The sequence below is a fragment of the Photobacterium makurazakiensis genome (assembly GCF_050336715.1).
GTDB lineage: Bacteria > Pseudomonadota > Gammaproteobacteria > Enterobacterales > Vibrionaceae > Photobacterium > Photobacterium makurazakiensis.
Map to the genome: position 1 here is coordinate 1 of NZ_JAKJSJ010000101.1, position 12482 is coordinate 12482.

Genomic DNA, 12482 nt, shown 5'->3' on the forward strand with positions numbered 1-12482 from the left:
GAATATTATTTCATTTAAAAATAATATTATTAATTTAAACAGGTATTTATTTCACGATCTTTTCTTACTATGAAAAACGAAAAGACAATTGCACCATAAATGTACAACTTTCTTAAGTTTATGCACCAATGAAATTATTATCCATACAAGTTTCGCACCAAATTGGTGATCAATTCAGTACAAAATGTGGCAGAATTAAGCCACACAATAAGAGACCTAAATTAAAGCCATTAGCATGTTTGCTCTAACGATAATTGCCCGTAAATTAAAATAACTTACGGGCAAAGTACCCAACTCACGAATTTTCGTGGAATAAAAATATTAAGACATACTTTGAATGGCAGGTCGTTCAGCAATACGTGATTTCCACGCCTGTAGATTTGGGTAGTCATCAGTAGCGACTTCAAGTGCCGCCAGCATCCCCATTAATACAAAAGCAGTAATATCTGCCACACTGTATTTATCTCCTGCTATGTATTCATTACTCGCCAACTGCTTTTCAAGCGTTGGCACAAAATCTATCACGCGTTGACGTGATTCTTGCCCCCATGCCTCAATGCATGTTTCACGGTCGCTATAAATTGCAGTGATATTACGAAAAGCCTGAAAGGCAACAAATAAGCCTTGTAGCTCTACGATTCGCTGCCACATTTCTATCTGTGCTTTTTCTAGCGCAGTTTCACCAAATAAAGCAGCCTTCTCTGGGTACAATTCTTCAAAGTAACGGCAAATCGCTATCGACTCACAAATTGTCGTACCATCATCGAGTTCCAGTACAGGAATACGGCCATTCACACTTAATGCTTGAAACGCTTCAGTCAAGTTCTCCCCTTCACGAACGTTAATACTCTCACGTTCAACGTCAATTCCTTTTTCAGCTAGAAAAAAACTCACGCGTTTAGCACTTGGGGTTGGTGCAAGCTCATAGATTTTCATGTTACTTCCTTTTTACTGAACGATCGTTTAGATTAGAATCTATTCATATCTGAACGATTGGTCAAGAAAGAATGTTACTTTTCTGAATGATTGTTCTGAATCAGGGTGAAATTGTTGTATCTTTAACAGCTAGGTAGCTGAGACATGGTGATAACAGTAATGGCAAGAAGCAAAAATTTTGAACGGGAAGAAAAGCTCATTCAAGCAATGGAGTTGTTCTGGCAAAAAGGCTACGCCGAGACATCAATGGCAGATCTTGTTGCTCACTTAGGGATCAATCGATTTAGTATTTACAATAGCTATATCGATAAAGAGTCCCTTTACCAAGAAGCGCTTGCCTACTATTTAAACAATGTCTCTCTGCCCGCACTAACCGCTTTAAGAAGCGAGCAAGCAGGAGCAAAAGAAGTCATTAACTTTCTTGGCCATTTCGCCCAGCTTCAACATGAACAAACCTGTGGTTGTTTCTTACAAAACGCGTTACTTGAACGTGCCTATGACAATAAGCCGATACGAGATAAAGCCAATGATCTCTTTCTCGCTTTAGAGCAAGCATTTCTTAATGCGCTGACTAACGACCAACAAAAAGGCTTGATCACACCAGCCGCCGATATTTCGCAACTCAGTCGATTTTTAGTTATGCAAATGCAGGGAATTCGCGTACTAGGTAAAGCAAGGCAGTATGATGTTATCAAGGATGCACTTGCCATCGTCAGTACCACCTTAAACAGTTATCGAATCATTGAATAAGCAACAAATACCGCGACGATGCACACCACCTACTGACTTCATGTTAGAATAGTCTTATCAATTAACGGCTATTGCTAAGGCAGTAGCCGTATGTATTTTATTTTACCTGAGATTCCACATGCCATTCTCCAAGCTTGGATTAAGCGATTCAATTTTAAAAGCAGTCAATGAACTTGGCTACAAAGCCCCTACCCCAATTCAAGAGAAGGCGATCCCTGCTGTTTTAACAGGGCGTAACCTCATCGCGGCAGCACAAACCGGAACAGGTAAAACAGCCAGCTTTGTACTGCCTATTTTGCAAATGCTGAATGAAGCAGAACGTCAAGTGCGCCCAAAGCGTATTCACGCACTCATTTTGACGCCAACCCGTGAACTGGCGATTCAAGTTGAACAGAATATTGCTCAGTACAGTAAACACCTGCCATTGAAGTCACTGGCAATGTACGGCGGTGTTGATTATAAACAGCAGAAACAAAAGCTTATTGAAGGCGTAGACATATTAGTGGCAACACCCGGTCGCCTGCTAGATATGTACACCCAGCGCGCAGTCCATTTTGACGAGTTAGAAATCTTAGTACTTGATGAAGCCGACCGCATGCTGGATATGGGTTTCATCGAAGATATCAATAAAGTCATTGAACGTGTGCCTGAAAACACTCAAAGCTTGCTGTTTTCGGCAACACTATCTAAGCAGGTACGTGCATTAGCGAAAACCGCAGTTAGCAACCCTGTCGAAATCTCAATCACCCCAGATAGCAACAATGAGCCACAGATTGATCAGTGGCTCATCACTGTTGATAAAGACAAAAAGTCAGCACTACTAAGCCACTTGATCACGGAGAATAAGTGGGATCAGGCGCTGATCTTTATCGAAACCAAACACGGCGCAGCAAAACTTGTTGGCCAACTAGAGAAACGTGGTATTGCCGCAGAATCTTTCCACAGTGGCCGAAGCCAAGCAATTCGTGAACAACTACTAGAAGATTTTAAAGTAGGCAAAATCCAGCTTCTTGTTGCGACTGGCGTGGCGTCTCGTGGTATTGATATCACTGAACTTAAACGCGTTGTTAACTACGATCTTCCTTATCCACCAGAAGATTATGTTCACCGCATTGGCCGTACTGGTCGTGCAGGCGCATCAGGTGAGGCTATCTCATTCGTATCAAGAGATAACTTTAAAAACCTTTGCATGATTGAAAGCCGCTTAGGGCATTTGATCACCCGTAAAGAAATTGAAGGCTTTGTACCGACTAAAGAAGTCCCTGTTTCAATTTTGAATTACAAGCCAAAAAACATACGTAGCGGTAAAAAGGAATCAAATGACAATAAGGAAAAGCGCCCTACCAATCGTCGTCAACCATTTAACGCTGGTAGTGAAAAATCTGACACAAAAACAGGCGCAAAACCAAATAAAAACCGCCGTCGCTCAGACAACCGAAAGCCAGCATCTAAGCGTGATGCGTAAGCATTAGTTTCTTTTCATGCTTTAGTAACAAAGACAACAAAGCGAGTCTCCTTGGCTCGCTTTTATTTTTCCACTACATAACTTGCGAGCATTCGACCGAAGGGCTAACACAAACTCTACGTATACAAAAAAGCCCCAGCATTTCTGCTGAGGCTTCGTTGTAGTGGCGGAGCGGACGGGACTCGAACCCGCGACCCCCGGCGTGACAGGCCGGTATTCTAACCAACTGAACTACCGCTCCAATTCTTTGCAAAGTAGCCAGTATAACTACTGACCCTTTAAATGTGGCGGAGAGATAGGGATTTGAACCCTAGGAGGGTCGCCCCTCGCCTGATTTCAAGTCAGGTGCTTTCGGCCACTCAGCCATCTCTCCGTAAGCCATGAATAATACCTACCCCATTTTCTGCTGTAAAGTGTTAAATCAATCAAAACTTACCGAATGTACAAAATTTAAACTTTAAGCCATTAAAATAGATAATATACTTGTGTAACCCTTCTTTTTTCAGTTGCTTATATAACTCAAACATCAAATAAATGTTACTAAGCGCACACTTTCAATTTTTAAACATTTATCTATTCATTCAAGCTTATGCAGTAACTAAGCCCGCATTAACGCATATTAACAATTTATACCACTAACGAATCATCATAAATCAGGCTAAGCGTCTAAAAATAACAACTTAACATCGAATTAGAATCAAAATCGGCACTTCACATAAGAGACAAGTTGACTATAGTTAATTTATGCGTATTGGAATGATATGTAATTAAAAGTCGTATCTATTTTGTATCGCATCAAGACTAACCATCCGTTAACGAGATTAAGTTAGCCGTTAGTCAAAAACTATATTTTTTACAAGGAGTTCATTTATGGCTAGACGTGTATCTAATAAGCGCATCAAAGAAATTCTAGATAATGCAAAATCTAAAAAATAACTCTTAAGAGCCTCCCCGGAGGCTTTATTTATCTCTTACACCCTTCTTATACAAAGTTGTAAATTAACTCTCCTACCTGCCAAAATTTCTTCATTCTTTTTAACGAGTTAATCTACGTGCTATACAGCCATTAACTTACCCTTACGGGTATTAGTACACTATAGTTATACCCATCAAATCGGTTGCTTCGATTTAAATATCGACGAAAATTAACCCTGTGAGGCATCATCATGAAAAGAACATGCATAGTAGCCCTTCTCTTCTTTAGCTTCCCACTACTCAGCAGTACAAATCCAGCTGATGTAGAAGGCCTCGAAATGGTTAGTAGTCCTTATACTGTCAGCCAAACAGCTGAGAACCTAGTCAAGGTACTTGAAGAGAATAATATGCAGGTTTTTAGCCGCATTAATCATTCACAAGCAGCAAAGAATGTAGGTATTGCGTTGAGGCCTACGGAATTAGTGATCTTTGGAAACCCTGAGGTAGGCTCAAAGTTGATGCAATGCCAGCAAAGTATGGGCATTGATCTGCCGCTAAAAGCCTTAATCATCGAAGATGAAGATGGAAAGGTTTGGCTAAGTTATAATGCGCCCAGCTATCTTGAAAAACGCCATAAGTTAGTCGGCTGTAATGCGCTAGGAGAGAAGATAGCCACCAGCCTTGCTAAATTTTCAGCCTTAGCAACAAAGCAAGAATAAACCAGTTTATTGATAGGTTCAGATAGGTGCTAAACGGTTTTTTAAAACCACATTTAGCACCCTACTTTTGATGATTAAAGTCCCTTTTGGTACTGTGCTTTCGTCGTCGGTGTCACAATGCCTGCAAGTGGGCTTTCAATATCATCCATAGATGCTATTTGTTGTTTAAATGCAGCAAGTAGCGTGGTTTTATCAACAGTAACCTGAGTTTCGGTTTTAATATCACGTAAATCAACGAAAGCGCCATCAAACAAGGCTGGTAATTCTTTCAAAACATCAACGTTTAAAAAGTTCTGCTGGCTATATAAAGCATTATGATCACCGCGTTGCTTATCAACAACAAATGACGCATCTTTCATGCTCATGATAGACGCTGTTTTATCGCATTTTCTCAAACACTTATCATCGAAGCGCTTTTTCTTACAGCCTACCGTTTGATGGAACAAGCACTGACGGCTGGTCAACAGCATAATTGGGTGGTAGATACTATAAAACAATGAAAAGCTCTCAGGCTTCACAATGTGTCTCATCTGTTTTTGGTTTATCTCGTTAGAAATAAACGCACCAATACAGTTAAACTCTTCTTTCATACATTTAAGGCTGTATGAGTTCATCACATTCATTTGTGGGCCAGCAATCCACGGAATCCCCAATTGGTAAGCAGCAAATCCGACACCATTATTATTCGTGACAATTTGCTTAGGCTTCACACACTTTAAAAACTCGATGGCAGCCTGATAGTTTTCACCAATAAGAATGGCTGGGAACCAAGGAATCAACGCATCATTGCTATTGAATATAGAAACCGCCTTTTTTAGGTTACAATGTAACGCTTCTGGCAATTGATAATACACATTGATTCCAGAATCATTGGCTAGAGCTATATCTGCTTCTGATGAAATCAGCACATTCAAACTAGGTGTAACTGCTTGCTGAGATGTAGCTTGCGCTAATTTAGGCAGCTCTACTGGACGAACGGGAGCTTTTGAACCATTCAATACGTAAGCTATGTGATCTTTAATCGCAGTTTTTTCTTTAAAAGGGATGCATAATCCATCACGCAGCTGTGAATGGTCAATAGACCCCACATGATACTCAGCATTACTAAAGCTGTTTACCCACTTTTTAATGGTTGGTGCATCGAAACTGTGTTTTGCCGCTTTAGTCAATCCTGATGTTGAAGACACACTAAAAGATGTATTAGGCGTTGTCACCGTAACAGTAAGCAGCCCACCTTCTATACCAGAAAGTGAAACATCCAATGTGTGGATACTGATATCAAGGTCTTTGGTTTGCGCTTCAACTGACTGAATAATGACTGATTTATCGTCATACAGTTTCTTCTTAACCTGCTGAACTTGCTCAGTGGTAGTGCAGCTGTATATTTTAGAAAAATGTTTAACCGAATTATCGCGTGGGTTATCAATAAACATACTTTTATTGATGTCCCCTTGCAGATATGAATTCGAAAAGTCTCGGTTAAAGACCGTATATAACCCGGTCGTATCCGTTAATGGCTCATCAGACTGGCAATAACGATCAATCTGCTTGCGCCAATTATCAACCACCGTATGCACATAGTGCGCTTTCTTAATACGGCCTTCCACTTTCAACGAGTACACCCCTGCGTCAGCAAGAGCGGCCATATCTGAAAAGGCTGAATTATCTTTCATATTCAGCGGGTAATCTTTGCCTACTGCCGTTGTTTGGTACTGGTCACGACATGGCTGGCTGCAACGTCCACGGTTACCTGAATTACCATTACGCACTGAGCTGATGTAACACAAACCAGAGAAGCCTACGCAATATGAGCCGTGTACAAACACTTCCATCAAGACATTATTTTGATGTCCAAAATCTGCAAGGTGTTTGATTTCTCGAATATTCAGTTCTCGAGATAAATTGACACGACTGGCGGTTAGCTGCTGCAGAAACAGTATTTGCCCTTCATTATGAGTATTTGTTTGGGTTGACGCATGTACGTCCATTGTTGGGAAATGCTCTTTTAAGATATGGAACAAGCCAAAATCTTGAACAATAACACCATCAATTTTGGTGTTTACCAACTTATTGAGCAAGCGAACTATTGGTTGAATCTCGCTTTCCAATATATTGATATTCAAAGTCAAAAATATTTTACAGTCGTATTGGTGTGCCAATCTGACAATACCATTCAAGTTATCAAACGATACATTTGATGCACGGTTACGTGCATTGAATTGATCTAAACCACAGTATATTGCATCTGCACCCGCAACAATCGCAGCTTTGATCGATTCAATATCACCACCTGGCGCTAATAACTCGAATTTATTCTTCATTATGACACTACCTACTAATAAGCTATTACGCTAAAGGGGGCGCATTCTACGTGGTTCAGGGCAACATTTCCACAATGCTAGTGCGGTTACTAAGTAAATATTGCGGACTCTTTTGCCTGATTTTAAGTACAAGGTAGGATTTATTTATTTTAAGAAATTAAGACACTGATACTCCGCTACCCTAAAAACTTAACCTTTTAGGGGGAATCACTATGTTTGAACATTATAAAAAATCAAACTCATTGCTTGCGCTGGCAATAGGGTTGGCTTTATCTGGTGGTGCTTATGCCGCCTTACCTAACATATTACCACCAGATAATACCGGCGACTTATTTGCGCTTGAAGATGAGTGCGACTGTGTTTTGCGCATCACGCCTGACAAAATGATAAGTATCGAGATAAATAAGCAAGATATAATCGATATCATCAACGATAGCGGCGATGCCATTTCATCTATCGACCTAAGCAGTAAAGGAATAGTCGTACTAAAAGATGGGAGCTTAATTTTTACTGTCGACGATAACAACGATCAAAACAGCTACATCATTAAGCAAAACAAATCAGGTGTACTTTCAGTCCTTACTTCTAGCAGCGCAGTTAAAACTGTGACAAATGAACCGAATGTTGACCTAGAGAGCATTATTGAGGGTGCAGATGGAAACTTGTATGTTGGTGATGATATCAGTGACCACCTACTTAGAGTCGACCCTAATACTGGTGATGTGGAAATTTTTGTTAAAGAAGAAGAGTTCGAAAAACTTGGCAAAGATTTTATTTTTGATATTCAACCAGCCATCGCAGCTGACAACCGCTATATCTACTTAGCCTCTGACGATTCACCTAATATCGTGTATAAAGTCGATTATATGTACGGTAAGCCGTCAATATTCGCCGCAGGCCCTAATGTTGATCCGCATAATCTATCAAAAGATAACTATGTCTATCTTGTTAATGACCTTTTTTATCCTCCTAGAGGTTATGGAAGTTATTACGGCCTGAACAGTAAAAAATATCCAAAGAAACCTACGAATGTATCAGGCACCTATACACTGTCTTTCATAGAAGATACTGACTATAGCCCGACCACGGTTACAACAGATCCAATTCCATGGGATGCTTCACCCTATCAAGTAGCTCAAGCTATCAATAAAACGCTTGGCTCTGACATTAAAGCCATGGGCGTCGGCACCATCGGTAAACCTTGGGTGTTTGATAATCCTGATGGCTACCGATTTATAAGCGTAGACGACGGCATGATATATGGCGCATCGGCTAATGCATCTAACTTTATGGGGCCAGGGCCAGATGACATTCCCAAAGAAGCGGTCGAAGCCAATAACCATATCGAGGCTATAGGTACCGCTAATACCTACGGTTCAGTTAGCTTTGATCTTAATGCAACGGTTGGTAGCGGCGCATTTTTTGAAGATCAAGACCTAGGTGAAGTAAGTTGGCATATTGGGGACAGTAACGACAAAATAAAATATTTATTAGTTAAAAATACCCACCTTAATCCCCACGATGTTTCTGTAACGGGTAAAGGGACACTGAAAAGCCCGTGGGTATTCAAATTCAAAGGTGGATTTGAACGCACTCAAATAAAATTTTCACCGAATGATGACGCCTATGATGCAGTACCAAACGAAGATATTCTTATTGGCACACTTAAAGATGCTAGGGCCTTTGATGATCCTGATGGATTTATGACCCGCAATCGCTGGGGTTCAATCACCCTTGAAGATGATTCCGGTGCCCACTTCCTATATAACATTGACCTATTTGGTGATGTCTCCACACTGGTAACAGAATGGGAGTTCGTTCGCGCTAATGGTGACAGTGTCGATATTGAAGGCGGACTCGCTTACGATAGCCACGGAAACCTCTTTGTCAGTAATCATAGCGACGATGGGGATAACAATATCGGGGGAAATGTATTCAAAATAACGCCCCTAGGGCATATTTCCATTTGGATTGATTCTAAAAACATCACCGATATTACCGGAGGTGATCCTAAAAATGTAGAAATTGAAGGCGTCGCATTTAACCCATCGAATAATAGTAAGAAAAAAGAAACATATCCAAGCTGGAGTTCATGGTTTTAATCAACGTTAGGCGGCTGCTAAAGCCTTTAATTTAGGGCTTTAGCGGCTACAACAGGCACAACTCAGTCACTCTCATAAACAAAACATTGCTGTTTTAACCAGCCGCCTAATGTTTTAATTTCAAATTGCTTAGCTCGCGACTTCTTGTAAACAAAATACAAATTCTCCCCCGTTGGTAGCTCATGCATTGGAATCCTCACTAGGTTCTGATGGTCTTGGTCGTTCAGAAAGTAGTCATTCAAAAATGCAATGCCTTGGTGATATTTCACAGCCTCTGCCGCCAAAACCATATGGCTGAAATGGTTTATTTTTACATTTCTAGGCAAACTAAAACCACCTCGTTTGCACCATGTTAGCCAATCTTCAGCTTCCCCTTTGAAGATAGAGTCAACAGACAATAGGGGGTGTCCCCATAACGCGTCTGGTAATGGTTTATCTTGTATTTGTTGCCATACTTTTTGACTACAAAATGGGTATAACAATTCTTTGTATAAAAAATCGCTGACATAATTCTTTTCAGGTGGATACGATGTAATAAAGCAATCAGCGACTTGATCGGTAAACGCTGGTTCATCAGCAAACATATTAAGGGAAAGGTCGATTTCTGGGTGCTGTTGCCGTAAGTTTTCTAGCCTTGGCACTAACCATTTCACCGCGAGCGAGCTATACATTGCTAATCGAATTTTACCACTTTCCCCCTCTCTTATCTGCTGACTGGCTGATGCAATATTCTGTAATGAGTGAGAAATATCATCGAAGTACTTTTCCCCCATCGGGGTCAATGACAGGCGTCGCCCTTGACGAACAAACAACGTTTCTCCTAGGTACTCTTCCAGTAAGCGAACCTGATGGCTAATCGCACTCTGAGTTACATTGAGCGCATTCGCAGCTTGAGAAAAACTATTTAGCCGAGCAACCGATTCAAAACATTGAACAGCCCTAAGTGGTGGTAGCTTCATTATTAGCTGAGCTCATAGTAAAGGAATATTTATCATTATATATGAGGATGACTTATGAATTAAGCTTAGGCCATCAAATAACACCTTCCCTCACATTAATACTGAACAGCCTTCAGTCTATGCAGGAGAGTAAATATGCCTTCAATATCTGTAGGTATGGCAATGAGTTTGCTCATTGTCGGCAACCTTATCGCTGTATTTTCTGACGCCTTGATTAAAACCATAGGCGAAGACGCTGCTGTTTTTCAATTTGTTTTTTTCCGACAGCTAACTGCAGTGATTATCCTGCTTCCATTTTGCTATGGCGTGAGTAAAAAAAGTTTTACTGATGGCCTAAAATGGCATGCACTTCGCGCCCATATCTGGTTATTTGGCGCCATTTTTATGGTTTTTTCCATTAATGCAATGCCGCTAGCCACAGCCAATGCCATTTTCTATGCTGCCCCACTTATGATGCTGCCATTGGCACTTTTTCTTTTTAATGAAAAACTGACCAAGCACTCAATTGCAGCCGGTATTTTTGGATTTCTAGGTGTGCTGGTCATCATAAGACCCACTGAGATTAACTGGGCAGCCATTGCCGCGTTAATCGTGGCATTAACCATTGCCAGTAATAACTTACTCATCCGTAAATTGCCTAAGCACCAGACAGTGGCGCAAACGTTACTTTTAACGAATCTCGCTGGTATACCTGCATCTTTAGGACTTGCGCTATGGGAAGGCCGGGAGTGGGATTGGTCGCCATTAATAACGGCAGCAGGATCTAGCAGTTTTATTTTGATCTATGCGGCAATTTGCGTGATTGCTTACCGTTCTGCAGAAAGTAATAAGATTGCCAGTGCTGAATATAGCGGCTTAATTGGCGCTGTAGGAGTCGGCTTAATTTGGTTTGGTGAAACCCCAGATTTAGCCATGCTAATAGGAACAGCAATGATTGTACTGCCGTTAATTTGGCTCGCTCGCTTAGAGAAAAAGAATACATCTTTAATAATTGATTAATGGAAACCTAACATGTCGGCTTTTTTACTCTCTCAAATCTTAATCGGGATCGCTGTCTGCTTCGACCTGATCTCTTTTCAATTTAAAGAAAAGAAGAAAATCATTAAGTGCTTTGTATGTGCTGTAACGTTGATAGGTCTGCATTTTGCGCTATTAGAGCAGTGGACTGCCGCAGGACTGATGGCGCTCGGAGCTGTCCGATACACGACAAGTTTATATACCAGCTCTCAAAAAATGACGCTTATATTTTGTGCCAGCACATTAATTATTACGTTTTTCACCTATAGCGGCATAGTAAGTCTTATTAGTTGTGTTGCAGCGTTATTCCATAACATAGCCGCTTTCAGAAAAAATGATAAACAACTAAGAGAGCTAATGATTGTCGGTACCATTTTTTGGATGATTCACAATGTATTAATTGGCTCTCCGACAGCTGTTGCACTTGAAGCGTTGTTCCTGTGCAGTAATGTTATTGGCTATTACCGCTACTACATAAAGGCTCAAACAGAGCAAGTAAATCCTGCATAAAAAAGGGGGCTAATAAGCCCCTTTTTCTTGTCTGTTACTCTGCCACCAATTTAGTTGGCACCTCACGCTGTTTTCGCATTTTCTCTAAGAGTACAGAAATTGGCACAATTGGCCCCATCATATTAACCCGCAATGGATCACTACCAGCCGCATAATGAAGTTCCGACGAATCTGACGACGAATAGTTGTACTTATAGTTAAACTTCCCCGTTGCCATATGCAATAAATCAAATTCTTTGCGGTGGCAAGAAATGTAGGCGCGCCAATACATCGCATCCAAAATTTCATCCGGGTGTTCTGCTCGAATAATGAAACGCCAACTTCCATCTTCACCATAAAAATCAAGCGGAAACGTATTTTTTATTTTTCTTTTACTAAACAAGTTAAACCAATCCAGTTAGCCAATTAGTTATATGCTTAGTTGATTATGCAAGGATTAATCGAGAATGGAAGGTGTTGAGGCAAAAAACAGATAATTTTGACATAACTGTACGTTTTTCGACGTACTATCTTTTTAAAGATAYCACAAAAAAAAGTTTATTATCAGACTTGCTAATAAAGTTTCTGGGCCTATAATGCTGAAAACCGGAGCGTCTGCCAACGCTCCGGTTTTTTTGTGCCTGCTACATGGTACCTAGGTGTGCTGTCTGCCAACAGCTACCTTCCATGAGGCAATATTCGATAAGATTTAAGGAATTACCAATGCGTATCGAACAAGACTTGAAGCTAGGTTTTAAAGATGTACTGTTTCGTCCAAAACGTTCAACCCTAAAAAGTCGCTCTCAAGT

General features: G+C 40.7%; 10 protein-coding genes and 2 tRNA genes. 6 read left to right on the forward strand and 6 right to left on the reverse strand.

Annotated elements, in window-relative coordinates; genetic code table 11:
- Positions 1-321: 321 nt before the first annotated feature.
- Positions 322-936, reverse strand: a complete 615-nt coding sequence (locus L4D09_RS27655; RefSeq protein ID WP_428460757.1) for a glutathione S-transferase family protein — start codon at positions 934-936, stop codon at positions 322-324.
- 159 nt (positions 937-1095) lie between these two features.
- Here L4D09_RS27655 and L4D09_RS27660 point away from each other — a divergent pair, with 159 nt between their 5' ends.
- Together L4D09_RS27660 and L4D09_RS27665 are read left to right on the forward strand one after the other, a co-directional pair.
- Complete coding sequence (locus tag L4D09_RS27660; RefSeq protein WP_428460758.1) at positions 1096-1686, forward strand: TetR/AcrR family transcriptional regulator; 591 nt, start codon at positions 1096-1098, stop codon at positions 1684-1686.
- 118 nt (positions 1687-1804) lie between these two features.
- Positions 1805-3151: a DEAD/DEAH box helicase gene (locus tag L4D09_RS27665; protein WP_428460759.1), complete on the forward strand. Its 1347-nt coding sequence runs from the start codon at positions 1805-1807 to the stop codon at positions 3149-3151.
- A gap of 164 nt (positions 3152-3315) precedes the next feature.
- Here L4D09_RS27665 and L4D09_RS27670 read toward each other — a convergent pair.
- Together L4D09_RS27670 and L4D09_RS27675 are read right to left on the reverse strand one after the other, a co-directional pair.
- A tRNA-Asp gene (locus L4D09_RS27670) sits at positions 3316-3392 on the reverse strand.
- Between the two features lie 44 nt (positions 3393-3436).
- Positions 3437-3524: transfer RNA gene (locus tag L4D09_RS27675), tRNA-Ser, on the reverse strand.
- Positions 3525-4317: 793 nt separating this feature from the next.
- On the opposite strand from L4D09_RS27675, the gene L4D09_RS27680 reads away from it, so the two are divergent.
- A complete protein-coding gene (locus L4D09_RS27680; protein ID WP_428460760.1) occupies positions 4318-4785 on the forward strand; it encodes a DUF302 domain-containing protein in 468 nt (155 codons plus the stop codon).
- A 74-nt stretch (positions 4786-4859) separates the two neighbouring features.
- Here L4D09_RS27680 and L4D09_RS27685 read toward each other — a convergent pair whose 3' ends face one another.
- A complete protein-coding gene (locus tag L4D09_RS27685; protein WP_428460761.1) occupies positions 4860-7106 on the reverse strand; it encodes a peptidase U32 family protein in 2247 nt (748 codons plus the stop codon).
- Between the two features lie 212 nt (positions 7107-7318).
- On the opposite strand from L4D09_RS27685, the gene L4D09_RS27690 reads away from it, so the two are divergent.
- Positions 7319-9208 carry an NHL repeat-containing protein gene (locus tag L4D09_RS27690; RefSeq protein WP_428460762.1) on the forward strand — a complete coding sequence of 630 codons (1890 nt, stop codon included), beginning with the start codon at positions 7319-7321 and terminating at the stop codon, positions 9206-9208.
- 62 nt (positions 9209-9270) lie between these two features.
- On the opposite strand, the gene L4D09_RS27695 is transcribed toward L4D09_RS27690, so the two are convergent.
- A complete protein-coding gene (locus tag L4D09_RS27695; RefSeq protein WP_428460763.1) occupies positions 9271-10167 on the reverse strand; it encodes a LysR substrate-binding domain-containing protein in 897 nt (298 codons plus the stop codon).
- A gap of 135 nt (positions 10168-10302) precedes the next feature.
- Between L4D09_RS27695 and L4D09_RS27700 the strand changes: the two genes are divergently transcribed.
- Both L4D09_RS27700 and L4D09_RS27705 read left to right on the forward strand, forming a co-directional pair.
- Entirely contained in the window at positions 10303-11166 is an 864-nt protein-coding gene (locus L4D09_RS27700) for a DMT family transporter (RefSeq protein WP_428460764.1), read from the forward strand.
- Between the two features lie 12 nt (positions 11167-11178).
- Positions 11179-11694, forward strand: a complete 516-nt coding sequence (locus tag L4D09_RS27705; RefSeq protein ID WP_428460765.1) for a YgjV family protein — start codon at positions 11179-11181, stop codon at positions 11692-11694.
- A 34-nt stretch (positions 11695-11728) separates the two neighbouring features.
- Here the strand turns inward: L4D09_RS27705 and L4D09_RS27710 are convergent, their stop codons facing one another.
- Positions 11729-12076 (reverse strand): hypothetical protein, encoded by a 348-nt coding sequence (locus tag L4D09_RS27710; RefSeq protein ID WP_428460766.1) that lies wholly within the window; start codon positions 12074-12076, stop codon positions 11729-11731.
- Between the last annotated feature and the right edge of the window lie 406 nt (positions 12077-12482).

Bases quoted from the DNA above. Each gene is read 5' to 3' on its own strand.
- L4D09_RS27655 (WP_428460757.1), bottom strand. From the start codon at position 936: ATGAAAATCTATGAGCTTGCACCAACCCCAAGTGCTAAACGCGTGAGT.
- L4D09_RS27660 (WP_428460758.1), top strand. From the start codon at position 1,096: ATGGCAAGAAGCAAAAATTTTGAACGGGAAGAAAAGCTCATTCAAGCA.
- L4D09_RS27665 (WP_428460759.1), top strand. From the start codon at position 1,805: ATGCCATTCTCCAAGCTTGGATTAAGCGATTCAATTTTAAAAGCAGTC.
- L4D09_RS27680 (WP_428460760.1), top strand. From the start codon at position 4,318: ATGAAAAGAACATGCATAGTAGCCCTTCTCTTCTTTAGCTTCCCACTA.
- L4D09_RS27685 (WP_428460761.1), bottom strand. From the start codon at position 7,106: ATGAAGAATAAATTCGAGTTATTAGCGCCAGGTGGTGATATTGAATCG.
- L4D09_RS27690 (WP_428460762.1), top strand. From the start codon at position 7,319: ATGTTTGAACATTATAAAAAATCAAACTCATTGCTTGCGCTGGCAATA.
- L4D09_RS27695 (WP_428460763.1), bottom strand. From the start codon at position 10,167: ATGAAGCTACCACCACTTAGGGCTGTTCAATGTTTTGAATCGGTTGCT.
- L4D09_RS27700 (WP_428460764.1), top strand. From the start codon at position 10,303: ATGCCTTCAATATCTGTAGGTATGGCAATGAGTTTGCTCATTGTCGGC.
- L4D09_RS27705 (WP_428460765.1), top strand. From the start codon at position 11,179: ATGTCGGCTTTTTTACTCTCTCAAATCTTAATCGGGATCGCTGTCTGC.